The organism is Rhodococcus sp. DK176 (assembly GCF_038447315.2).
Taxonomy (GTDB): Bacteria; Actinomycetota; Actinomycetes; order Mycobacteriales; family Mycobacteriaceae; genus Rhodococcus_F; species Rhodococcus_F jostii_A.
This window is the reverse complement of sequence record NZ_CP118321.2, coordinates 1483257-1506675: the sequence shown is the minus strand read 5'-3', so window position 1 is coordinate 1506675 and position 23419 is coordinate 1483257. Positions and strand designations below refer to the sequence as shown.

At 67.1% G+C, this 23419-nt stretch carries 20 protein-coding genes and 1 tRNA gene; 13 read left to right on the top strand and 8 right to left on the bottom strand.

Annotation, left to right across the window (positions count from 1 at the left end):
- Nucleotides 1–27 precede the first annotated feature (27 nt).
- Together PSR88_RS07130 and PSR88_RS07125 are read left to right on the top strand one after the other, a co-directional pair.
- Nucleotides 28–1200 (top strand): fatty acid desaturase family protein, encoded by a 1173-nt coding sequence (locus PSR88_RS07130; protein ID WP_009474107.1) that lies wholly within the window; start codon nucleotides 28–30, stop codon nucleotides 1198–1200.
- Between the two features lie 12 nt (nucleotides 1201–1212).
- Nucleotides 1213–1422, top strand: coding sequence for a hypothetical protein (locus tag PSR88_RS07125; RefSeq protein ID WP_009474106.1), 210 nt, complete (start codon nucleotides 1213–1215; stop codon nucleotides 1420–1422).
- A gap of 415 nt (nucleotides 1423–1837) precedes the next feature.
- On the opposite strand, the gene gdhA is transcribed toward PSR88_RS07125, so the two are convergent.
- On the bottom strand, nucleotides 1838–3181 hold the full coding sequence (gene gdhA / locus PSR88_RS07120) for an NADP-specific glutamate dehydrogenase (protein ID WP_009474105.1): 1344 nt from the start codon (nucleotides 3179–3181) through the stop codon (nucleotides 1838–1840).
- A 100-nt stretch (nucleotides 3182–3281) separates the two neighbouring features.
- Nucleotides 3282–3785 (bottom strand): winged helix-turn-helix transcriptional regulator, encoded by a 504-nt coding sequence (locus PSR88_RS07115; RefSeq protein WP_011594432.1) that lies wholly within the window; start codon nucleotides 3783–3785, stop codon nucleotides 3282–3284.
- Nucleotides 3786–3872: 87 nt separating this feature from the next.
- Here PSR88_RS07115 and PSR88_RS07110 point away from each other — a divergent pair, with 87 nt between their 5' ends.
- The 3 genes from PSR88_RS07110 to PSR88_RS07100 all read left to right on the top strand — a co-directional run bounded on the left by PSR88_RS07110 (nucleotide 3873) and on the right by PSR88_RS07100 (nucleotide 6281).
- Entirely contained in the window at nucleotides 3873–4589 is a 717-nt protein-coding gene (locus tag PSR88_RS07110; RefSeq protein ID WP_011594431.1) for an SDR family oxidoreductase, read from the top strand.
- A complete protein-coding gene (locus tag PSR88_RS07105; RefSeq protein ID WP_011594430.1) occupies nucleotides 4589–5149 on the top strand; it encodes a PaaI family thioesterase in 561 nt (186 codons plus the stop codon). The genes PSR88_RS07110 and PSR88_RS07105 overlap by 1 nt, the downstream gene beginning before the upstream one ends.
- A gap of 295 nt (nucleotides 5150–5444) precedes the next feature.
- Entirely contained in the window at nucleotides 5445–6281 is an 837-nt protein-coding gene (locus tag PSR88_RS07100) for an alpha/beta fold hydrolase (protein WP_011594429.1), read from the top strand.
- A gap of 73 nt (nucleotides 6282–6354) precedes the next feature.
- On the opposite strand, the gene PSR88_RS07095 is transcribed toward PSR88_RS07100, so the two are convergent.
- The 3 genes from PSR88_RS07095 to PSR88_RS07085 form a co-directional block, all read right to left on the bottom strand.
- Nucleotides 6355–7596, bottom strand: coding sequence for an IS110 family transposase (locus tag PSR88_RS07095; protein ID WP_011594428.1), 1242 nt, complete (start codon nucleotides 7594–7596; stop codon nucleotides 6355–6357).
- Between the two features lie 400 nt (nucleotides 7597–7996).
- Nucleotides 7997–8069 (bottom strand) — tRNA-Arg (locus PSR88_RS07090).
- A 57-nt stretch (nucleotides 8070–8126) separates the two neighbouring features.
- Nucleotides 8127–8504 carry a DUF4345 family protein gene (locus PSR88_RS07085; RefSeq protein WP_011594427.1) on the bottom strand — a complete coding sequence of 126 codons (378 nt, stop codon included), beginning with the start codon at nucleotides 8502–8504 and terminating at the stop codon, nucleotides 8127–8129.
- Nucleotides 8505–8607: 103 nt separating this feature from the next.
- On the opposite strand from PSR88_RS07085, the gene PSR88_RS07080 reads away from it, so the two are divergent.
- The 7 genes from PSR88_RS07080 to PSR88_RS07050 all read left to right on the top strand — a co-directional run bounded on the left by PSR88_RS07080 (nucleotide 8608) and on the right by PSR88_RS07050 (nucleotide 19587).
- A complete protein-coding gene (locus PSR88_RS07080; protein WP_016879915.1) occupies nucleotides 8608–10638 on the top strand; it encodes a cytochrome c oxidase assembly protein in 2031 nt (676 codons plus the stop codon).
- 169 nt (nucleotides 10639–10807) lie between these two features.
- A complete protein-coding gene (locus PSR88_RS07075) occupies nucleotides 10808–11236 on the top strand; it encodes a single-stranded DNA-binding protein (protein ID WP_016879916.1) in 429 nt (142 codons plus the stop codon).
- Between the two features lie 133 nt (nucleotides 11237–11369).
- Entirely contained in the window at nucleotides 11370–13049 is a 1680-nt protein-coding gene (gene ettA / locus PSR88_RS07070; RefSeq protein ID WP_007296602.1) for an energy-dependent translational throttle protein EttA, read from the top strand.
- Nucleotides 13050–13052: 3 nt separating this feature from the next.
- Entirely contained in the window at nucleotides 13053–13478 is a 426-nt protein-coding gene (locus tag PSR88_RS07065) for an acyl-CoA thioesterase (protein WP_009474095.1), read from the top strand.
- A 106-nt stretch (nucleotides 13479–13584) separates the two neighbouring features.
- Entirely contained in the window at nucleotides 13585–18486 is a 4902-nt protein-coding gene (locus PSR88_RS07060) for an NAD-glutamate dehydrogenase (protein WP_011594425.1), read from the top strand.
- Nucleotides 18483–18908 carry an acyl-CoA thioesterase gene (locus tag PSR88_RS07055; RefSeq protein WP_009474093.1) on the top strand — a complete coding sequence of 142 codons (426 nt, stop codon included), beginning with the start codon at nucleotides 18483–18485 and terminating at the stop codon, nucleotides 18906–18908. The genes PSR88_RS07060 and PSR88_RS07055 overlap by 4 nt, the downstream gene beginning before the upstream one ends.
- Entirely contained in the window at nucleotides 18901–19587 is a 687-nt protein-coding gene (locus tag PSR88_RS07050; protein WP_009474092.1) for a hypothetical protein, read from the top strand. The genes PSR88_RS07055 and PSR88_RS07050 overlap by 8 nt, the downstream gene beginning before the upstream one ends.
- Before the next feature lie 7 nt (nucleotides 19588–19594).
- Here PSR88_RS07050 and PSR88_RS07045 read toward each other — a convergent pair whose 3' ends face one another.
- The 3 genes from PSR88_RS07045 to PSR88_RS07035 form a co-directional block, all read right to left on the bottom strand.
- Nucleotides 19595–20506 carry a DMT family transporter gene (locus PSR88_RS07045; RefSeq protein ID WP_011594423.1) on the bottom strand — a complete coding sequence of 304 codons (912 nt, stop codon included), beginning with the start codon at nucleotides 20504–20506 and terminating at the stop codon, nucleotides 19595–19597.
- The gene (locus tag PSR88_RS07040; RefSeq protein ID WP_016879917.1) at nucleotides 20494–22089 is read right to left on the bottom strand and encodes a glycoside hydrolase family 13 protein; all 1596 of its coding nucleotides are present in this window, start codon (nucleotides 22087–22089) and stop codon (nucleotides 20494–20496) included. The genes PSR88_RS07045 and PSR88_RS07040 overlap by 13 nt, the downstream gene beginning before the upstream one ends.
- 67 nt (nucleotides 22090–22156) lie before the next feature.
- On the bottom strand, nucleotides 22157–22552 hold the full coding sequence (locus PSR88_RS07035) for a globin (protein WP_029537133.1): 396 nt from the start codon (nucleotides 22550–22552) through the stop codon (nucleotides 22157–22159).
- Nucleotides 22553–22692: 140 nt separating this feature from the next.
- Between PSR88_RS07035 and PSR88_RS07030 the strand changes: the two genes are divergently transcribed.
- Nucleotides 22693–23364 (top strand): HNH endonuclease, encoded by a 672-nt coding sequence (locus PSR88_RS07030; protein WP_167540926.1) that lies wholly within the window; start codon nucleotides 22693–22695, stop codon nucleotides 23362–23364.
- Nucleotides 23365–23419: the final 55 nt, after the last annotated feature.

Below are 23419 nucleotides of genomic sequence, written 5' to 3'. Positions count from 1 at the left end.
CAAGACATTCAACGCTTGGAGACCGACATGTTTGGACTCTCACTCTCGTTCCTCCCGTTCGTCGACGGCTCCGACGGTTCCCGTAACGACGCCCCGGTGGTGCTCAGTCACGACCAGGTCGAAGAGATCGGCCGGGAACTGGATGCCCTCCGCGACCGGACGGTTGCGGACCTCGGCGCCGAGGACCGCGAATACATCTACAAGATCATCAAGGCGCAGAGGGGATTCGAGGTCGCCGGCCGCGGGCTGATGTATCTCGGCTTCTTCCCGCCGGCCTGGATCGCCGGGGTCGGTGCCCTCGGTGTGTCGAAGATCCTCGACAACATGGAGATCGGCCACAACGTCATGCACGGCCAGTACGACTGGATGCGTGAACCGGGCCTGAACTCCCGCGTGTTCGAGTGGGACACCGTCTGCCCGGCCGATCAGTGGAAGCATTCCCACAACTACATGCACCACACGTACACCAATATCCTCGGCCGGGACCGGGACATCGGCTACGGCATCCTGCGGATCGACGAGGCACAGAAGTGGAACCCGTACTATCTCGGGAACCCGGTCTACGCCTTCTTCCTGATGATGCTGTTCGAGTGGGGCGTCATGATGCACGACTTGGAAGCGGAGAACGTGATCCAGGGCAAGCGGAAGTGGCACGACGTCAAGCCGCTGCTGAAGGGCTGGTGGCGCAAGGCCGGTCGGCAGGTGCTCAAGGACTACGTGATCTTCCCGGCGCTCACCGGGCCACTGTTCGTCCCCACACTGCTCGGCAATGTGACCGCCAACCTGATCCGCAACGTGTGGGCGTACTCCATCATCTTCTGCGGCCATTTCCCCACCGGCGTGCAGAGTTTCACCGAGGACGAGACCGCGGAGGAAACTCGCGGCGAGTGGTACGTCCGGCAGATGCTCGGAAGCGCAAACATCGAGGGGAGCCCGCTGTTCCACATCATGTCGGGCAACCTGTCGCACCAGATCGAGCACCACCTGTTCCCGGACCTGCCCGCCCACCGGTACCCGGAGATGGCACCCGTCGTGAAGGCGCTGTGCGAGAAGCACGGGCTGCCCTACAACACCGGTGGCTTCTTCAAGCAGATCGGCTCCGTGTGGGGGAAGATCTTCAAGTTCGCACTGCCGCCCGGTCTCGTCTCGTCCGACACCCCTCCCGGTGTTATCGTCGAGCGGCAGAAGACTGCAGCCTGAGAGGCGAAACACATGGTGGGGAAGTTCGAGCGGCGCAAGGACACCGTGCAGGAACTGACGGAGTCCGCGGCTACGCACGTGGGCCAGATCGCGACGATCATCGCGGGCGCCGTCCGGGACGTCACCCGGGAGATCGGTGACTGGGTGTCCGACGGTATCGAGATGCGCGAGGCCGCGAAGAAGGCCCGCGACGACGAGGGCGAGGCCGAACCGGTCGACTGAGTAAGCCGACCGGGCGTATCGCCGAGGGTAGAGATCCGGCCGCCGAGGGTGTGTTCATTGCACCCTCGGCGGCCTTTCTGCGGGCAGGGCTCCGGCCGATGCTGGGTGCAGCACGTAACCGCACCTCGAAAGGAATCCCTGTCCCCCATCATAATCTCCACCACAGCGCGTATCGCGCTCGCCGGCTTTGCAGCCCTTGCCATTTCGCTGACCGGTGCCGTCGGCATGGCGTCGGCCAAGCCGATCTGCCAGACCGGCTGTTCCCAGCCGCTGCCCACCAAGAACCCCAGGCCCGACGTCAATCAGATGTGCTGGGTCGAATGGGGTCGGGCCCAGTGTCAGGTGAGCTGACGCATTCGCGTCGTCGAACGGTGGGTTGGGGACGGCGACGGCCGCGCCCCACCCGTCGCTTCTGCTAGATGACCCCGAGCGAGATCATGGCGTCAGCCACCTTCACGAAACCGGCGATGTTCGCACCGTGCACGTAGTCGCCCGGCATGCCGTACTCGGCGGCCGTGGCCACGGTGCGCTCGTGGATGCCGCGCATGATTCCGGCCAACCGCTCATCCGTGTATTCGAAGCCCCACGAGTCGCGGGATGCGTTCTGCTGCATCTCGAGCGCCGACGTGGCGACGCCGCCCGCGTTGGCCGCCTTGCCCGGCGCGAACGCCACCGCGGCATCGCGGAACACCTGGACGCCCTGCGGGGTCGTGGGCATGTTCGCGCCCTCGGCCACCGCCTGCACGCCGTTCGCGACCAGCGTCTTGGCGGCCGCTTCGTCGAGTTCGTTCTGGGTGGCGCAGGGGAGCGCGACGTCGCACGGCACGTCCCAGATGGATCCGTTCGGCACGAACCGGGCGTGCGGCACCGTGTCCGCGTACTCGCTGATCCGTCCGCGCCGCACCTCCTTGATCTCCTTCAGGAGCTCGAGGTCGATGCCCTTCTCGTCGACGAGGTATCCGGAGGAATCGGAGCTCGCAATCGCGATTCCGCCGAGCTGGTGCACCTTCTCGATCGCGTAGATCGCGACGTTTCCGGACCCGGAGACGACGACGGTCTTGCCGTCCAGTGAGCTGTTCGCCGCCTTCAGCATCTCGGCGACGAAGTAGGCGACGCCGTACCCGGTCGCCTCGCGACGCACCTGCGAGCCACCCCAGGTGAGGCCCTTACCGGTGAGGACCCCGGACTCGTAGGAGTTGGTGAGGCGCTTGTACTGGCCGAACAGGTAGCCGATCTCGCGCCCGCCGACGCCGATGTCACCTGCCGGGACGTCGGTGTACTCGCCGATGTGGCGATGCAGTTCGGTCATGAACGACTGGCAGAACCGCATGATCTCGGCCTCCGAGCGACCCTTGGGGTCGAAGTCGGAACCACCCTTGCCGCCGCCGATCGGAAGTCCGGTGAGGGCGTTCTTGAAGATCTGCTCGAACCCGAGGAATTTCACGATTCCCAGGTTCACGCTGGGGTGAAACCGCAGGCCGCCCTTGTAGGGGCCGAGCACACTGTTGTACTGCACGCGGAAACCGCGGTTGACGTGCACGTTGCCGGAGTCGTCGACCCACGGCACCCGGAAGATGATCTGACGCTCGGGCTCGCACAGCCGCTCGATCAATCCGGAGTCAGCGTAGTGGGGGTGGTGGTCGAGCACGACCTGCAGCGACTCGAAGACCTCGGCGGCTGCCTGGTGGAACTCGGGTTCGCCGGCGTTCCGCAGGCGGACCTGCTCGTAGATCTCTGCTACCTGGTCGCGCGTTGACACAGACCCACCTGCCTGACGTGTGAGGAATTCGTTACCTGACGTTTACTTTGAAAACTATAGACCCGATGTCGGGCGTCCTGTATCGGGCTGGGTGGAGAGGTCAGGACTTCGCCGGTGGTGTGCGGGAATGCATTGCGACAGAGGTGTTCTCGACTGCCTCGCCGCAGTGCGCGCAGCGGTGTTCCAGCTCCAGTGAGTGCCCGCATTCGTGCACGAGCACCGACGGGGCCTCGTCGACGGCCCACTTGCTGCCCCATTGGAACAAGGAGAGCAGCAGCGGTCGCAGGTCCTCGCCCGCCGCGGTGAGGTGGTACTCGAAGCGGGGAGGGTGCTCGGAGTACTGCCTGCGTTCGATGACGCCGACCTCCTCGAGCTTGCGCAGTCGCGCGGTGAGGATGTCGCGCGAGACGCCGATGTACCCGGCAATCCGGTCGAAGCGGTGCACCCCATAGCTCAGTTCGCGGATCACGAGCATGGACCAGCGGTCGCCGATCAGTTCCATAGTGGCGGCGATCGCGCAGGGTCTCGGCGCCAGTGGCATGCGGTCCATGACGATCTCGGGTGTCGCTCGCTCGGTGTCGCCGTTGTTCATGCTCTCCATCATAGAGGGTTGTGTTTTCCAACTAATAGGAATTACTGTCGTGAACGTAGTTGGTTGGAAAAGCAGACTTACTCACTCGAAGGGGTCGTCATGACCATGATTCAAGATCGAACGGTGCTGGTCACCGGGGCCGGCCGCGGGCTCGGACGTGCCTTCGTCGCCGAGGCGCTCGCGCGAGGAGCGCGAACGGTCTATGCGTCGGCGCGTGATACGTCGACGATCGAGGAGCATCCGCGGGTCGTGCCCGTCGCATTGGACGTCACGAACCCCGAATCGGTCTACGCCGCAGCGGAGCACGTGGGGGACCTCGGCGTCCTGATCAACAACGCCGGCATCCTCATCGGCGAGTCGCCGCTCACGGGTGATCTCGACGGAATGCGCCGTGAACTCGAAACCAACCTCTACGGCCCGCTCAACGTCACTCGCGTGCTCGCACCGATCATCGCCGCCAATGGGGGCGGCGCCATCCTCAACGTGCACTCCGTCCTGTCCTGGCTGGCCGTCGGCGGCTCGTACAGCGTCTCGAAAGCCGCCCTGTGGAGTGCCACCAACGCGATGCGTGCCGAACTCTCGGCGCAGAACATCCAGGTGGTCGGGCTGCACCTCGGGTACATGGACACCGATATGACGAGCGGACTGGACGTGCCGAAGATCTCCGCGGCCGAGGTCGCGCGACTGGCCTTCGACGGCATCGAGTCCGGCGCCCACGAAGTCCTCGCGGACGACACCTCCCGCACCGTCAAGGCGGCACTGTCGGGCGACCTCGACGTCCTCTATCCGCAGCCGGCGCAGCAGGGGGCGGCATAGTGAGCGAGTCCGGAAACGGCGCGGTGTCGACTGTCGAGGGCGTGGCGGACGCGGAGTGGGGAGAGGTGCGGTCGAGGACCGTCGAATGGCGCGACCCGGCGGGTCCGGCGCGGAAGGCGCGAGAACTCGACGGCCTCGGGTACCTGCGGGCGATCCTCGGCGGCGACATTCCCGCACCGCCGATCGCGAGCCTGATGAACCTGCGCTTCCTCGAGGCCGAGCCCGGAAGGGTCGTCTTCGCGCTGGACCCCGACGAGTCGCAGTACAACCCGATCGGCGCCATCCATGGTGGCGCCGTGTGCACCCTGCTCGATTCGGTCGCCGGCTGCGCCGTGCACACCACGTTGCCCGCCGGGTGGGGCTACACCTCGGTCGAGATCAAGGTCAACTACATCCGCGGGGCGACCCGGGACTCCGGAGTCCTCACGGCCACCGGCGTCGTGAAGAAGGCGGGTCGCCGGATTGCGTTCGCAGAAGGGGAGGTCACCGACTCGCAGGGCCGTCTCGTCGCCACCGCGAGCAGCACCCTGCTGGTGTTCGAGGTTCCGCCGGAGAGCTGACACCGGATGCGCGAGTAAGGCGGCTGAACCCGGGAACCCGCCACTCGCGGAGGATGGTGGCGGGTCCCGGTGCACCCTTGCCCCGTCGGGTTGGGGCGATGCGCGAACAAGACTAATTGGTCGGTTTGTTACCCGCGAGTACGGAACTCTGGGTACGGACGACGGGCGCAATACCTATCAGACGGTCGTACAGGATGCTGCCGGTCGAAGCCGCCCTGCGACGTACCGAACTTTGATGTACTGAAATTGCGTCCACATCAGCGTCATCCCCAGAGCGGTCAAGGAAGGCAACCACATGGGCACGATCACTACCCAGGATGGCACGGAGATCTTCTACAAGGACTGGGGAACCGGTCAACCCATCGTGTTCAGCCACGGCTGGCCGCTGTCGGCCGACGACTGGGACACACAGATGCTGTTCTTCCTCCAGCACGGCTATCGCGTCATCGCCCACGATCGGCGCGGTCACGGGCGCTCGACACAGACCGGCGACGGCCACGACATGGACCACTACGCCGACGACCTCGCGGAGCTGACCGCGCATCTCGACCTGCAGGACGCCATCCACGTCGGCCACTCGACGGGCGGCGGCGAGGTGGTGCACTATCTCGCGCGGCACGGGGAGAGCCGGGTGTCGAAGGCCGCACTGATCAGCGCGGTACCGCCGCTGATGGTGAAGACCGAGGCGAACCCGGGAGGCCTTCCCAAAGACGTGTTCGACGACTTGCAGGCACAGCTCGCCGCCAATCGCTCGAAGTTCTATCGCGACCTGCCGTCGGGACCGTTCTACGGATTCAACCGACCAGGCGTGGAATCCTCGGAAGCGATCATCGCGAACTGGTGGCGCCAGGGGATGATGGGCGGGGCCAAGGCCCACTACGACGGCATCGTGGCCTTCTCGCAGACCGATTTCACCGAGGATCTGAAGAAGATCACGGTGCCGGTGCTGGTGATGCACAGCGAAGACGACCAGATCGTTCCCTACGCCGACGCGGGACCATTGTCCGCGAAGCTTCTCGCGAACGGCTCGCTGAAGACGTACCAGGACTTCCCGCACGGCATGCCCACCACACAGGCGGAGACGATCAACGCCGACCTGCTGGCGTTCCTGAAGGACTCTTACGAAAATTAGGTGACCACCGCGGGTGAGGGCGGGCGGGGGTGACCCGCCGATGTCCCGGTGGGCTGGCGTGGTCGGCGTGTGGTTATGCGGTGCCGGCTGCGGGTTCGAGGATGACGCGGTAGCCCAGTGATTCGAGCTGGCCGATGGCCCGGGCCCTGGTCTTCGTGGGGACGCGTCGGGTGTAGTAGTCGGGTCCGGGGTCGCGGTAGAGGTCACCGTTGGTGAGCATGTTCCAGGCGGCGACGAGCATGGCATGCTGCACGGCGACGAGCGCCTTCATCGGACCTTGGCGGGACGCGATCCGCTTGTACTTGGCCGAGAAGAAGGTGCCCTTCGAGCGGGACACGGACAGCGCCGCGGTGCCGAGGGCACCCTCGAGGTGCCGGTTGCCCGGTCTGGTCTTCGTGGACTTGACCCGGCCGGCGGATTCGTGCGATCCGGGTGCGGTGCCGGCCCAGGACGCGAGGTGCCCGGCGGTGGGAAACACCCGCATGTCGCCGCCGGTTTCGGCGAGGACTACCTCAGCGACGGTCGTCGAGAAACCCGGGATGCTCGTCAGCAAGTCCCGGGCCGCCTGAAAAGGTTCCACCGCCTCGGCGATCCTGGTGTCGAGCTCACCGAGAGCCTGCCCGTACTGGTCGATCAGCGTCAGGTGCATGCTGATCAAGAACGCGTGGTGGGGCGTGAATCGTCCGGTCAGTGCCTCGGCCAATACCGGGATCTTCGACCGCATCCGTCCCTTGGCCAGCCCCGCGATGACGGCGGGATCGTCACGGCCGTCGATGAGGGCGTCGAGCATCGCTCGACCGGAGACCCCCATGATGTCGGTGGCGACCGAGGACAGTTTGATCCCGGCGTCCTCGAGGACCTTCTCGATTCGTTGCCCCTGCCGGGCGCGGTCGCGGGTCAGCGCGGTGCGGGCACGGGTGAGGTCACGCAGACGGCGAATCGGTGGCGGCGGCACCAGTGACCCGCGTAACAATCCGTGCGCGCCGAGGTCGGCCAGCCAGGCGGCGTCGGACACATCGCTCTTGCGGCCCGGCATGTTTCGGGCGTCGTGGGCGTTGACGAGCATCACCTCGAGAGTGTCCTCGAGGAGATAGAAATAGGGTTTCCAGTAGTTGCCGGTTGCTTCCATCACCACGCAGGTGACCTTCTGCTGGACCAGGTGCTCGCGCAGGGCAAGGATCTGGTTGGTCATCGCGCCCCACGTCGTCACCGTCGCCGAGGTGCGCCTGCTGCCGCGGCCCTGGATCCGCACGCACACCTTCGCGTCCTTCTTGGAGATGTCGAGTCCCGCGCACCGGGGGTGCACCACTTCCATCGCCGATCACCCTCTCTCCGTCACTGGTGGCACGTATTCGCTCGTTCGGGTGCGCGTTGCGGGGAGGGCGGGATGAAGACAGAACTCTCTTACTCGTGCTCGAAGGCAACATTCCACGGTTCCCGCGGATGAAGATTGGCCCTCCGCCACCATGCTGACACGCAGGCTCACCGGCACCACAGACGGATCGGGGTCGACCGCAACGCACACATGAAAATCCTGCGCTCTCACCCGCTCCCGATGCCAGTGCAGTCGACCTACCAGGGCAGGTCATCGATCCACATTTTCCCTATCCACGGAGGGGCCAGCGGAGCGCACCTGAATTGCTGACACGAAATCCCCGATCCCTGTTCGTCCAGGTGGTCGGGGGTTTTCGTCTGTCGGTGTTCCGTCGGATGAGTGCCCCCGGCAGGATTCGAACCTGCGACCAAGAGATTAGAAGGCTCTTGCTCTATCCCCTGAGCTACGGAGGCGCGCAGCAAATATTACCTGCCGCTCCGAGCGCTCCGACCGGGGCTGGGGTGTCCGCGTCATGAGCCCAGGGCTGCCCCGGAGAGCAGAAGTCCTGCCAGGACGAGCTCGACCACGAAGTAGAACCACACCGGGTAGAAGCGGGCCGGCCGGTCGGCGACGACCGACACGATCCGGCCGAATGCCATCCCCAGCAGGGCGACGGCCACGGTCACCGAGGCGGCGGATCGGATGCCGTGCGCGTCGAAAGCAGCGAAGAACAGTAGGGCCGCCACCGCGACACCGAAGCCGCCGTAGACCGCGCGCACCTCGGCGCGGGAGGTCGCCGAATCCGCGGACAGGGCGAACGGGGCGACCAGCCGGGCAGGTGCGGCGAGACCGTACACACCCATGCCCGCGAAGAACAGCGCCACGGCGATGATCAGAAACTCGGCCATCTCAGCCTTTCGTTCCCTCGGGACAGTCCCTGTCGACGGTAACCGGATCGGCGACGGAACCCTCGCGTCTCCGACGGCCTGTCGTAGGTCCTACCCTTGATGTATGGCTACACCCCAGCTCGCGCCGTCCGACCCGGCATCGAAACCCCCGAATCGCGCCGATTCGACCGCCCTGTTCGTCGTCGGCGGACTCATCGCCGGCCTGGTAGCGGCAATCGTCGTCGGACTTTCCGCTGCTCAGGCGCTCGTGCTGCTGGGAATTCCGGATCCCGGCCCGATCACCACCTACGGACTGCCCGCGATGCGGGCCGTGTCGGAGATCGCTGCCGTCATCACCATCGGATCGCTGCTGCTCGCGGCGTTCTTCGTGCCGCCGCAGAAATCCGGTGTCCTGGACGTGGACGGCTACCGCGCGGTCCGGACGGCGTCGTACGCCGCGATCGTGTGGGCCGCGACCGCCCTCGTCCTGGTCCCGCTGACGTTGTCGGACACGTCCGGGCAACCCTTCGCCGAGGCGGTCGAACCGGCCAATATCTTCAATTCGATCGATCAGGTCGAACTCGCCGGCGCCTGGCGCTGGACCGCGATCATCGCGATCGTCCTCGCGATCGCGTCCCGGCTCGTGCTGCGCTGGTGGTGGACGCCGATCCTTCTGGTCGTCGGCATCCTCGGGCTGATGCCGCTCGCGTTGACGGGGCACTCGTCGTCGGGCGGCTCGCACGACATGGCGACGAACAGTCTGATCCTGCACCTGGTCGCTGCGTCGCTGTGGGCGGGCGGCCTGTTCGCTCTCCTCGCCCACGCGCGCAGGCGCGGCGCCTACACCGATGTGGCGGCGCGCCGGTTCTCCGCGGTCGCGACGGTCTGCTTCGTCGTCATGGCGATCAGTGGCGTGGTGAACGCGCTGGTTCGCGTCCAGATCGGTGACCTCGTCGACACCACGTACGGACGCCTGGTGGTCGCGAAGATCGTGGCGCTCGTCATCCTGGGGGTCTTCGGCTGGGCGCAGCGTCGACGGGCCCTGCCCGCGCTGCAGAAGGACCCGGCCGGCCGCGGCAACCTGATCCGGTTCGCCGGCGCGGAGGCCATGGTGTTCGCCGCGACGATCGGTCTCGCCGTCGGGCTCGGTCGCACACCCCCGCCCCCTCCGACCGCGGCGCCCACCCTGACGGAGGTGGAACTCGGCTACAACCTGGCGGGGCCGCCGACGTTCTCCAGGCTGATGCTGGACTGGCGATTCGACCTCCTCTACGGCACCGCCGCGATAGTGCTGGTCGTCGTCTACGCGCTCGGATTGCGCAAACTCCGGCGTCGCGGCGACAGCTGGCCCGTGGGCCGGACCGTCGCGTGGATGTGCGGATGCGTGGTGCTCCTCGTGGCGACGTCGTCGGGTGTCGGGCGCTATTCACCGGCCGTGTTCAGCGTGCACATGGGCGCGCACATGGCACTGTCGATGCTGACCCCGGTCCTGCTGGTGCTCGGTGCGCCGATCACCCTCGCCCTGCGTGCCCTCGATCCGGCGGGCAAGAATGGTGTGCCGGGTCTGCGCGAGTGGATCCTGACGGCGCTGCACAGCCCGTTCTCCCGATTCATCACCCATCCCGTCGTCGCGGCCGTGCTGTTCGTGGGCGGTTTCTACGCCCTGTACCTTGGCGGGATCTTCGAGGCCGCCGTCGACTCGCACTCCGCGCACGTCCTGATGAACCTGCACTTCCTGCTGAGCGGCTACCTCTTCTACTGGGTCGCCATCGGCGTCGATCCCTCGCCGCGCAAATTTCAGCCGGTGACGAAGCTCGCGATGGTGTTCGGCTCGCTGCCGTTCCACGCGTTCTTCGGTGTGGCGCTGATGAGCATGGGGGCGGTGATGGGCGAGTGGTACTACCGGTCGCTCGGACTGGGCTGGAACGCCGACCTGGTCGGTGACCAGCAACTGGGTGGCAGCATCGCGTGGGCGACCGGCGAGATCCCGTTGGTGCTGGTGATGATGGCGCTGCTCATCCAGTGGTCCCGCAGCGACGGCCGCACGGCGCGGCGGGTCGACCGGGCCGCCGACCGCGACGACGATGCCGACCTGGCAGCGCACAACGCGATGTTCGCGGAACTGGCGCGACGGGACCGAGAAGCCGGACACTGACCGCTAGCACGTGGTTCCGACACCGTCGGAGCGTCAGCAGCCGTTTCGGCTGTTCTCTCCACACCCGCTCCGTTTCTCCACAGATTTCGGATGCCGTCCGGCAATCTCCCATCCGGACGGCACGCTGTGAGTGACGGCACCTTGCCGCACTCACAGGGGGTAGAGCGAAATGTACGAAACACACGGCACCGTGGTCGGAACGGTCATCACCAGCCCGGTCACCCGGTCGAACGCGGCCGGTGACGAGTTCCTCAATTTCCGGATGGCGAGCACGGTCCGGCGCCGCGATCACGCGACGGGCGAGTGGCGCGACGGGAGCACGCTCTACCTCACGGTGACCTGCAGGCGGCGACTGATGGCCGGCGTCGTCCAATCGACCGCGAAGGGGGATCCGGTCATCGTGACCGGCGAGTTGCGCACCACGGAGTACACGACGCGGGACGGAATCGCCCGCTCCGACCTGGAGCTGAGCGCGACCGCGATCGGACCGGATCTCGCCCGCTGCACGGTCGTCCTCGAGCGCGCGCCCAGAACCGCGGACGGGGGTGCGCCGACCCCGGCGACGGAACAGGTCGCCACTCGGTCCCTCGTCGCGTAGCGCACCAGCGGGTATCGGCGCCGACCCCGCGCCCGCGGCGCCGGTGCCCGCGGCTTCTTCCTGCGAAGCCCCCGATCACGTCCCCGACCCTCCGCGATGTGGGTTCATCGCACTTCACCATTAGGCTGGCCCCATGGCTGAGTTCATTTACACGATGAAGAAGGTGCGCAAGGCGCACGGTGACAAGGTCATCCTCGATGACGTCACGATGAGCTTCTACCCCGGCGCCAAGATCGGTGTGGTCGGCCCGAACGGCGCGGGTAAGTCCAGCATCCTCAAGATCATGGCGGGGCTGGATCAGCCGGGCAACGGTGAAGCGTTCATCGCTCCGGGTGCCACCGTCGGGATCCTCATGCAGGAACCGCACTTGGACGAGACCAAGACCGTTCGCGAGAACGTCGAAGAGGGCCTGGGTGAAACCATGGTCCAGCTCAAGCGGTACAACGAGATCGCCGAGCTGATGGCCACCGACTACTCCGACGAGCTGATGGAGGAGATGGGCGAGCTCCAGGAGAAGCTCGACCACGCCGACGCGTGGGAGATCGACTCCCAGCTCGAGCAGGCGATGGACGCCCTGCGCTGTCCGCCGCCGGAGGAGATGGTCACTCACCTCTCCGGTGGTGAGAAGCGCCGCGTCGCCCTCTGCAAGCTCCTGCTCAGCAAGCCCGACCTGCTGCTGCTCGACGAGCCGACCAACCACCTCGACGCGGAGAGCGTCCTGTGGCTGGAGCAGCACCTGGCCGCCTACCCGGGCGCGATCCTGGCCGTCACCCACGACCGGTACTTCCTCGACCACGTCGCCCAGTGGATCTGTGAGGTCGACCGCGGCCGCCTGTATCCCTACGAGGGCAACTACTCCACCTACCTGGAGCAGAAGGCCGCGAGGCTCGAGGTCGCGGGCAAGAAGGACCAGAAGCTGCAGAAGCGCCTCAAGGAGGAGCTGGCCTGGGTCCGTTCGGGAGCGAAGGCCCGTCAGGCCAAGAACAAGGCCCGCCTCGACCGCTACGAGGAAATGGCCAACGAAGCCGAGAAGACCCGCAAGCTGGACTTCGACGAGATCCAGATCCCGGCGCCGCCGCGACTCGGCGACGTCGTGGTCGAGGTCTCGAGCCTCGACAAGGGCTTCGACGGCCGGGTCCTGATCAAGGACCTGTCGTTCACCCTGCCGCGCAACGGCATCGTCGGCGTGATCGGCCCCAACGGTGTCGGTAAGACGACGCTGTTCAAGACCATCGTCGGGCTCGAGGAGCCGGACGCCGGTGAGGTGAAGATCGGTCAGACGGTCAAGCTCAGCTACGTCGACCAGAACCGCACGGGCATCGACCCTGACAAGACGGTGTGGGAGGTCGTTTCCGACGGTCTCGATCACATCGTGGTCGGCCAGACGGAGATGCCGTCGCGCGCCTACATCAGCTCGTTCGGGTTCAAGGGCCACGATCAGCAGAAGCCGGCGGGCGTCCTCTCCGGTGGTGAGCGCAACCGCCTGAACCTTGCGATGACGCTCAAGCAGGGCGGAAACCTGATCCTGCTCGACGAACCGACCAACGACCTCGACGTCGAGACCCTCGGTTCGCTGGAGAACGCCCTCGAGCAGTTCCCCGGCTGCGCCGTCGTGATCTCCCACGACCGCTGGTTCCTCGACCGCACCTGCACGCACATCCTCGCGTGGGAGGGTGGCTTCGGCGACAACGAAGCCGCCTGGTACTGGTACGAGGGCAACTTCGAGGGCTACGAGGCCAACAAGGTCGAGCGGCTCGGACCGGACGCGGCACGTCCGCACCGGGTGACGCACCGCAAGCTCACGAGGGACTGACCCTTGGCGGAGTCGAAGGTCTTCACGTACGAGATCCAGGTCCGGTGGGGTGACTCCGACCGGCTGGGTCACGTCAACAACACCCGCTTCGTCGAGTACATGCAGGAAGCACGTGTGCATTTCCTGTCGTCGGAGCTGGAGTCGGTGGGAGCCCGGGCGGGCGCCACGGTGGTGCGCAAGATGGACGTGGAATTCCTGCGTCCCGTCACCGACGCTTCCGGTCCGCTGACGATCGACGTGTCGGTGCTCCACGTCGGCAATTCGTCGTACACGATCCGGCACATCGTCACGAACCGCGACGGGGTCCGCTGCGCGACGGGCGACGCCCTGATGGTGGCGTTCGACGCGAAGACCGAACGCTCGCGTCCGCTCTCCGAGGCGGAACGGGACGCGCTCGAGCGGTACCTCGCGCCGGTGACCACCGGCTGACGGATCCGGCACGCGGGGTGCCCGAAGTTCACCCTCTGTTCCCATCGCCGCGGGCTAGTCTCGAGAGAGTTGCCCGCGGCGATCGGAACAGAGGAAGTGAGCCCCGATGACGGAATCGGCAGCACTGAAAGATGCGGAGTGGGCGCGGAATCTGCCCGAAGGTCTCCGGTCGCAGGTGCCGACTCTCGCAGCCGTGTATTTCCGTCACGTCGATCGCGGTGACAGCGAGAGCGCCGTCAACGGCGCCTCCGAGGCCGTGCTCGGCGCGCATCTGACACTTGCCCTGCACCGTCCGCCGGAGCGCGCGGTCACCCGCGTCTACCGCCCGGGTGACGGGCACGAACTCGGTGCGTCCCTGCAGATCGTGACGGACGACATGCCGCTGCTCGTCGAATCGATCACCGCGCTGCTGAACCGCCTGGGCATCGGGATCAGCGAATTCGTGCACCCCATCGTCTCGGTCCGGCGCGATCCGATCGGTGCACTGCGCGAAATCCTCATGGGAGACACGGCCAAGGATGCCGACGAGGGCAGCCTCGCCGAGTCGTGGATTCACGTCCAACTCGATCCCCGTACCGACTCCGCGGTTCTCGACACACTCGAGAAGGAAGTCGGCACCGTCCTCGCCGACGTGCGCCAGGTGGTCCGGGACACCGACATCATGCGCAAGCTCGAGCGGACACTCGCCGACGAACTCGAGACGTCCGCACCCTGTCCCGGCGTGTCTAAGGACGACCTGGAGGACTGCGCCGATCTGCTGCGGTGGATGTCGCAGGGCAATTATGCGGCGCTGGGCTACCGCCGCTTCGAACTGGGGGAGCCCGACAGCTCCGGCGCCCGCAGCCTGCAGGTGGTGCCGGGCAGCGGTCTCGGACTGCTGCGCTCCGACGCGGTCACCGAAGGCCCGCTGAGTCTGCCGCCGGCCGCCGAGATCCCCGACCGTCCCCTGCTCGTGCTCACGCAGGGCTCGTTCCCCGCGACCGTGCACCGCTCGGTCTACCCGTTCTTCGTCGGCGTGAGCATTCTCGACGAGAACGGCAACATCACCGGTGAGCACCGTTTTCTCGGGGTCTTCACGGTCACGGCGCTGCACGAGAACGTCCTCGACATTCCCGTGATCGCTCGCCGGGTGCGCAAGGTGATCGACCGGGCCGGGTTCCAGTTGAATTCGTATTCGGGGCAGGCGATGCTGGAGGTCATCCAGTCGTTCCCGCGCACCGAGCTTTTCTCGAGCGACGCCGACACACTCTTCGACACGGTGACCGCCGTGCACAGCATCGGGCTCCGGCGTCAGGTGCGTCTGTTCGTGCGCGAGGACTTTCTCGGACGATTCGTCTCCTGCCTGATCTACCTGCCCCGCGACCGGTACACCACCCGGGTCCGGCTCGCGATGCAGGACATCCTGCTGCGGGAATTCGGTGGCGGCACTTTGGAATACACCGCGCGCGTCACGGAATCCGACCTGGCGTTGCTGCACGTGACGATCCGCAAGAGCACCGAACAGATGGGGTCTCGGCTCGACCTCTCGGACGCCGACCGCGAACGGGTCCAGGCCATGCTGGCCGAGGCGAGCCGCAGCTGGGACGACCATCTCGGCGACCTCCTCCCGGTGACCACCGGTGTGGATCCCGTTCTGGCGCAGCGTTACGCCGCCGTCCTGCCCGAGGGGTACAAGGAGGATTTCGACGCCACACGCGCGTTGTCGGATCTCGCGAGGCTGGAGGCGCTCGAAGACGGTTCCATCGATCTGCTGCTCTACCGCGATCCCGGGGCGGAGGTCGGGCACTGGCGATTCACCCTGTACGTGGGCGGGGACGGCATTTCGTTGAGCCAGGTGCTTCCGGTGCTGCAGAGCCTGGGTGTGGAGGTGCTCGACGAACGGCCCTATCTGATTCCGCGGCCGGACGGGTTGACCTGCTGGATCTACGATTTCGGGTTGTCGGTGCCCGCGGAGCTGCTCCGCTCCTCGGTGGAGGACGACCTGGATGCCGAACTCGCCGCCGAGGAGGCGTCGGCCGCCGCACCGAAGCTTCAGGAACGGTTCACCGATGCCTTCACCGCCGTCTGGTTCGGGCGGGCGGAGGCCGACCGGTTCAACGAGCTGATCCTGCGGGCGGGAGTGTCGTGGCGGCAGGCCGTGATCCTGCGGACGTACGCAAAGTACCTGCGTCAGGCCGGGTTTCCGTACAGTCAGTTCCACATCGAGGGGGTTGCGCTGGCGAATCCCCGTTCGGCGTACACACTCGTCGAGTTGTTCGAGGCGATGTTCGATCCGGAGACGCCCTCACCCGATCTGGTGTCCGAACTCGACACCCGTCTGCGGGAGTACATCGACGCCGTGGTCAGCCTCGACGCGGACCGCATCCTGCGCGGTCTGTTCGGGCTGATCAAGTCGACGCTGCGCACCAACTACTTCGTCGTCGGCGAGACCGGGGAGCCGCCCACATACCTGTCGATCAAGCTCGATCCGACCTCGATCCAGGAACTGCCGAAGCCCCGCCCGAAGTACGAGATCTTCGTGTACTCACCCGACGTCGAGGGTGTGCACCTGCGGTTCGGATCCGTCGCCCGCGGCGGGTTGCGCTGGTCGGACCGGCGTGAGGATTTCCGCACCGAGATCCTGGGGTTGGCGAAGGCCCAGGCCGTGAAGAACGCGGTGATCGTCCCGGTCGGCGCGAAGGGCGGCTTCGTCGTCAAGAATCCGCCGACGCCCTCGGGGGACGCGGCGGCCGACCGCGCCGCCGCTCTCGAGGCGGGCCAGGACTGCTACCGCACATTCATCTGCGGGCTCCTGGACCTCACCGACAACGTCGATCAGGTGTCGGGGGAGATCGTGCCCCCGGCCCGGGTGGTGCGTCGCGACGGCGACGACCGGTATCTCGTGGTGGCCGCGGACAAGGGCACCGCGAAATTCTCCGACCTCGCCAATTCTGTTGCGGAGCAGTACAAATTCTGGCTCGGCGACGCGTTCGCGTCCGGTGGGTCGGCCGGGTACGACCACAAGGGGATGGGCATCACCGCGCGCGGTGCCTGGGAGAGCGTGAAACGGCACTTCCGGGAGATGGGCGTCGACACCCAGACCCAGGACTTCTCCGCGGTCGGCGTTGGCGACATGAGCGGCGACGTGTTCGGAAACGGCATGCTCCTGAGCCGACACATCCGGCTGGTGGCGGCGTTCGACCACCGGCACATCTTCCTCGACCCCGATCCCGACGCCCCCCGGTCGTTCGCGGAGCGGTCGCGGATGTTCGCGTTGCCCCGGTCGTCGTGGGCCGACTACGACACCAGCATCATCAGCGAGGGCGGGGGCGTGTGGGACCGGACCCGCAAATCGGTCCCGATCAGTGCCGCCGCGCGTGCCGCGCTCGGACTCGACGACGCCGTCACCGAACTCTCCCCGCCGGAACTGGTCCGGGCGATCCTGCGTGCCCCGGTGGACCTGCTGTGGAACGGTGGCATCGGCACGTACGTCAAGGCGTCCACCGAGACCAACGCGATGGTGGGCGACAAGAGCAACGACTCCGTGCGCGTCGACGGCAACGAGGTGCGGGCGAAGGTGGTCGGCGAGGGTGGCAACCTCGGGGTGACGGCGCTCGGCCGGATCGAGTACAGCCAGAACGGTGGCCGGATCAACACCGACGCGATCGACAACTCCGCGGGCGTCGACTGCTCCGATCACGAGGTGAACATCAAGATCCTGCTGGACTCGCTGGTGAGCAGCGGCGGGCTGCCGCGGGAGGAACGCAATCCTCTGCTGGCGTCGATGACCGACGAGGTGGCCCAACTCGTACTCGCGAACAACATCGCGCAGAACGATCTCCTCGGTGTCTCCCGGACCAGCGCGGTTCCGATGCTGACCGTGCATCGCCGCCAGATCGAGCACCTGGCGTCGCGTCGCGGACTCGACCGGAAGCTCGAGGCCCTGCCCACCGACGAGGAGATCGCCCGACGCAGGCAGGCCGGTCAGGGCCTGACGTCTCCGGAACTCGCGACCCTCACCGCGCATGTGAAACTCGCGCTCAAGGACGACCTCCTCGCGACGGACCTGCCCGACAGCGAGACGTTCGCGCCGCGGCTGCCGCGGTACTTCCCGACGGTGTTGCGCAAGCGGTTCCGCACCGCGATCAAGGCGCATCCTCTGCGCAGGCAGATCGTGGCGACGATGCTCGCGAACGAGACCATCGACAACGGCGGTATCACCTTCGCGTACCGGTTGGCGGACGAGGCGGGTGCGAGCAGCACCGACGCCATCCGCGCCTACGCGGCGGTCACCGAGATCTTCGCCCTGCCGGAGCTGTGGTCGAGGATCCGGTCGGCGAACATCGCGGCGGACATCGAGGACGACCTGATTCTCGAGTCCGGCCGAGTTCTCGACCGCGCGTCCCGCTGGTTCCTGACCAACCGGCCTCAGCCCCTCGCCGTTGGCGCCGAGATCGCCCGGTACTCGGCCGACTTCCGTGCACTCTCGCCGAGGGTGCCGCAGCTCGTGCGGGGGCATCAGCTCGCCGACGTGGAGACGCGGGCGCGGCCCCTCGTCGTCCGCGGCGCGCCCGAGGACCTCGCGTTCGAGGTGTTCCGGCTTCTGGACAAGTTTTGTCTGCTCGACATCAGCGACATCGCCGACATCGCCGAACGCGACATCGACGAGGTCGCCGAGCTGTACTACGAGCTCGACGCGCACCTCGGCATCGACTGGCTGCTGAGCGCCGTGTCCACTCTCGCGCGGGGTGACCGCTGGCATTCGCTGGCCCGTCTCGCGTTGCGCGACGACCTCTACAGTTCGCTGCGTCAGCTCACGATGGAAGTGCTCCTGGGTGGTGAACCTCACGAGACGCCGCAGGAGAAGATCGACGACTGGGAGTCGACGAACGCGTCCCGGCTGGCCAGGGCGAGGTCCGCTCTCACCGAAATATTCGAGTCTGGGACCCTTGACCTCGCGACGCTCTCGGTGGCGGCGCGTCAGGTACGCAGCATGGTGCGAGGTATGGGCACCCGATCGGAGGTATGACGTTGAGCGAGGGCTTTCACGCGGAGGTCGAAGTTCGGTGGTCGGACATGGACGTCTTCCAGCACATCAACCACGCACGGATGGTGACGTTGCTGGAGGAGGCGCGGATTCCCTGGCTGTTCGAGGACGACCGTCCGACCGTGACGTTGCGTGACGGCGCGGTCATCGCGGACCTCCATGTGCGCTACCGCGGGCAACTCCGGCACAGCGATTCACCGCTCGACGTCCTGATGTGGGTGGAGAAGGTGCGCGCGGTCGATTTCACGATCAACTACGAGGTCCGACCGAAGGGCGTCGACGTCTCGGTCGCGCCGTCCATCATCGCGTCGACGCAGATCGCGGCGTTCGACATCGACACCCAGCGCCTGCGCAGAATCACCGACGTCGAGCGGGCGTACCTGGAGAGCTGGCAGCGTGTATGAGCGCGTCCTGTCGATCCCGGACGCCACTGAGCGCGGTGATCTCGCCACATTCCTCACGAGGGTGGTCCGGTTGGACGAGTCGACGGTGGTGCGTCTGCGTCAACGCGGACCCGGCCGCCTGACGATCTGGGCGGCAACCGGTTTCGACGCGCTGGCGGTGCGCACGGTCGCGGGGACCATCACCCCCGACGACACGTCGGCTGCCGGCGACCAACTGCTCGCCGCTCTCGAAGCGGCGACCGCAGCCGACATCGATCCGGGTTTCTCGATGGATTCGGCGTGGCGGGGCGCACTGCCTCCGGCGGAGGGCTTCGTTCACGTCGACGACGTCCCGGCGCGTGTTCTCGTCGACCTCGCGCAGCGCGGTGCGGCCCTGGCGCAGGAGCACGGCAGCGGCCACGGCCCACCCGCATCACTTCTCGACCAGGAAGTCCTGCAGGTGGCGGGCGCGGAGCACACGGTCGGCATCCCGATGCGGGTGGTGTTCGCTCTCACCGCGATGGGGTTCGTTCCGCACGCGGGCTCGGATCGGCTGACCGCCGACATCGACCTCGAGCGCATCGACGCCTCCGAACTGGTCCGGGTGCGTGCCACCGCGTCGTGGCTGCGGGTGGACGCCCGGTTCGGGTCGATCTACCGGCACCGCGGTGGGGGGATTCCGTTGTCGGTCGCGCGGTAGCGCGCCGTCAGCCGGACCGCAGCGTGCTGGTGGCCAGCACGGCGAGCGACGCGACGACGGCCGCCATGCCCAGCCCCGCGACCAGGGTCAGCTGCTCGCCGAGCACCGCGGTCCCGAGCAGTGCCGCGACCACCGGTTCGGTGAGGGTCAGCGTCGCGACCGTCGCGGGTGGCAGCCGCCGCAGACCGGCGGCGAACAGGAGATACGCCAGCACGGTCGGGACGATCGCCAGATACACGGCGGCCGCGGCGCCCGCCCCGGTGTCGAGGCCGCCCGGCCAGGTCGCGACGAGCACGGGGATCAGGAACAGTCCACCGAGACCGAACATCTGTCCCATCGCCGCCTCGGGACTCGAACCCGCCGCGAGCAGCGACGACCCGGCGACCGTGTAGGCGGCGTACCCGAGACCGGCGATCAGCGCAGGCAGCGCACCCGCCAGGATCCCGGACGAGTCGGAGCCGCCGGTCGTGCCCGCCACGATCAACGCCATGCCGGCGACGGCGATGACGGTGGACACGGCCCACACCGGGCCGGGGCGGTGACGGTGCACCGCCCATTGCAGCGCGCCGGTGAACGCGGGTCCCGAACCCAGCGCGATCATGGTTCCTGCGGCCACTCCGGCGCTCTGCACGCCAGTGAAGAATCCGAGTTGGTACGCCGCGACCCCGATCCCGCCCCACACGGCGGGCGCATATCGGCGAATCCCGGGGCCGTCACCGAACCCGAGTCCGCCGCGCAGCGCCGCGAACGCCGCGAGGAGCGCGCCCGCGGCCACGACCCGGGCCGAGCCGACGGCCAGTGGGTCGAGGTCGTATCCGAGGGCGCGGGACGCAAGGGCCTGCGCGGTTCCCGTGGTGGCGAACAGGATCGATGCTGCGACGACCGCCGCAACTGCGGGAGTGCGGGTCAGATGAGCCACGCAGCCGCGTTCGGTGGGAGCTGCCCCTCGACGAGCGGCGCGCTGCTGAGCAGCACCTCACCGGGTGGCAGCGAGATCGGCGCGTCGGTGGCGTTGAGGGCGCAGATCAGTCCGCCGCGCCTGCGGAAGGCGAAGCAGCCCGCGGGGCTCCCGTACCAGTCGACCCCGGGACCGGAGAACTCCGGACGCAGCGAGCGCAGTTCGAGTGCTGCACGGTACAGCGACAGCGTCGACGTGACGTCCTCGAGTTGCGCCTCGACGGTGAGGTCCGCCCATTCGGGGGGCATCGGCAGCCAGGGCTCGCCGGTGCTGAACCCGAACGGTGGTTCGGTGCCTTCCCACGGCACGGGCACACGGCAGCCGTCGCGGCCGCGTTCGGTGTGACCGGATCGTTCCCACACCGGATCCTGCAACGCCGAATCGGGGAGGTCGACGTTGGGCAGGCCGAGTTCGGCACCGTTGTACAGGAACGCCGCACCGGGCAACGCCAGTTCGACGAGGATCATGGCCCGGGCGCGTGCCGTGCCGATCTCGCCGCCGCCGTACCGGGTGACTTCCCGTTCGACGTCGTGGTTCGACAGGGTCCACGTGGGTGTCCCGCCCACCTGGTCGACGGCGGTCAGGGAGTTCTCGATCGCCTCCCGCACCGTCTCCGCCGAGAACTCGGCCTCGGCCAGCCGGAAGTTGAACCCGAGGTGCAGTTCGTCGGGCCGGATGTACTCGCCGAAGCGTTCGTTGTCTCGAACCCAGATCTCCCCGACGGCCATCGTGCCCGGGTACTCGTCGAGGACCTTGCGGATGCCGCGGTGGATGTCGTGGACCGCGGGGTTGTCGAACCGCGGATCGCCATCGGAGTTCTGCAGCAGTTCGTTGGCGGACCAGTCGTGGTCCGGCAGACCTTCCGGCTTGGCCATGCCGTGCGCGACGTCGATGCGGAATCCGTCGACGCCGCGGTCCAGCCAGAACCGGAGCGTCTTCGTGAGATCGTCGACGACCTCCGGGTTATCCCAGTTCAGGTCGGGCTGCTCCGCCGCGAAGATGTGCAGATACCACTGGCCGGGCTTGCCGTCGGCCTCGGTGATCCGCGTCCACGCCGGCCCGCCGAAGATGCTCGGCCAGTTGTTGGGCGGCTCCGCGCCGTCCTCACCGCGACCGTCGCGGAAGATGTATCGGTCCCGTTCGGGACTGCCCGGCGGCGACGCCAGGGCGGCGCGGAACCATTCGTGCTCGACGCTGGTGTGATTGGGCACCAGGTCCATCGTCACCTTGATCTGCCGCGCGTGCGCGGCCTCGATCAGGGCGTCCATGCTCGCGAGGTCACCGAACAGCGGGTCGATGTCACGGGGATCGGACACGTCGTAACCGTGATCGGCCATCGGGGAGCGCATGACCGGGCTCAGCCAGAGGGCGTCGACACCGAGCAGTTCGAGGTATCCCAGCTTGTCCCGCACTCCGTGGAGGTCGCCGACACCGTCACCGTTCGCGTCGGCGAACGAGCGGGGATAGATCTGGTAGAAGACGGCGTCGGACCACCAGGGTGCCGGCTGCGTGTCGTCGGCGGGCGTTTCGGCGGGAGTGCTCACAAACGCCCATCGTGCCAAACGATCGCCCGCACCACGACTCGACCGGCGTTATCGGCGCGGGGCGGTTTCAGAAGGCGGAGTTCACCATCGACGCCGCGGCCATGTCCATGTACTCGGTGAGGGCCTTGCGGTGGGCGTCGTCGAGGGTGCCGGAGTCGATCGACGCGATGGCCGTGTGCATGCACCGCAGCCAGGCGTCCCGCTCGATCGGGCCGATCTTGAACGGCTGGTGACGCAGCCGCAGTCGCGGGTGGCCGCGCTCGTCCGAATAGGTGTGCGGCCCGCCCCAGTACTGCTCGAGGAACATCCGCATCCGGCGCTCGGCCGGACCCAGATCTTCCTCGGGGTAGAGGGGCCGCACGATGTCGTCCTTGGCGACTTCCTCGTAGAAGCGCGCGGTGAGTTTGCGGAACGTCTCCGCTCCGCCCACCGCCTCGTAGAAGGTCTGCTGCACGTCAGTCATGGCGCCTTCCATTGTGCACGTGTGGGCGCGAACGGTCTTCGTCACCGTCTGTTCACCGAATGTCCTGCATTTTTGTCGGAAATGGACGTGCACGAGCTGGCAATTCATGGTGCACTTGGTGGCAATCTCCCGGAGGTCGCATGAAGAATCGACACAGCGCCCGCGCGCACCGACAACTCGTGCCCACTGATGCCCGGAGTGCCGGGGTTTCAGGGGCGTTTGCTTTACAAGTGATCACCGAAGGCTCCGCGCACAGCGCAGAGCCTTCTTTCCCGGGCGAGAATGCGGTTCCGCTCTGGATCAAGCGCCGGGTGCTTCTCCTGAATGTCACCTACGAGCCGCTCACCGCCCTTCCTGCCCGCCGCGCCGTGGTGTTGATGACCTGCGGTAAGGCCGACACCGTCCACGAGGATCCCCAGGCCCCGGTCGTCCACTCCGAGCAGTGGTCCGTGCAGGTGCCGTCCGTGATCCGCCTCCGGAACTACGTGCGCGTGCCGTATCGCGCCCGGGTTCCGATGACCCGCGCAGCCCTCATGCACCGGGACCGGTTCCGGTGCGCCTATTGCGGTGCCAAGGCCGAAACCGTCGATCACGTGGTTCCCCGCAGTCGCGGCGGCGAGCATTCGTGGGAGAACTGCGTGGCCTGCTGCGCACCCTGCAACCACCGCAAAGCGGACAAGTTGCTGAGCGAACTCGGCTGGACGCTCCGGGCGTCCCTGGTGCCTCCGTCGGGGCCGCACTGGCGACTGCTGGCGTCCACCAAGGACCTGCACCCGTCGTGGATGCCCTACCTCGGTGAAGGCGCCGCCTGAGCGTTCCGCGGGTCCCCTTCGCGAAGTTCGGCCCTGACGCTTCCCCTCGCACGGT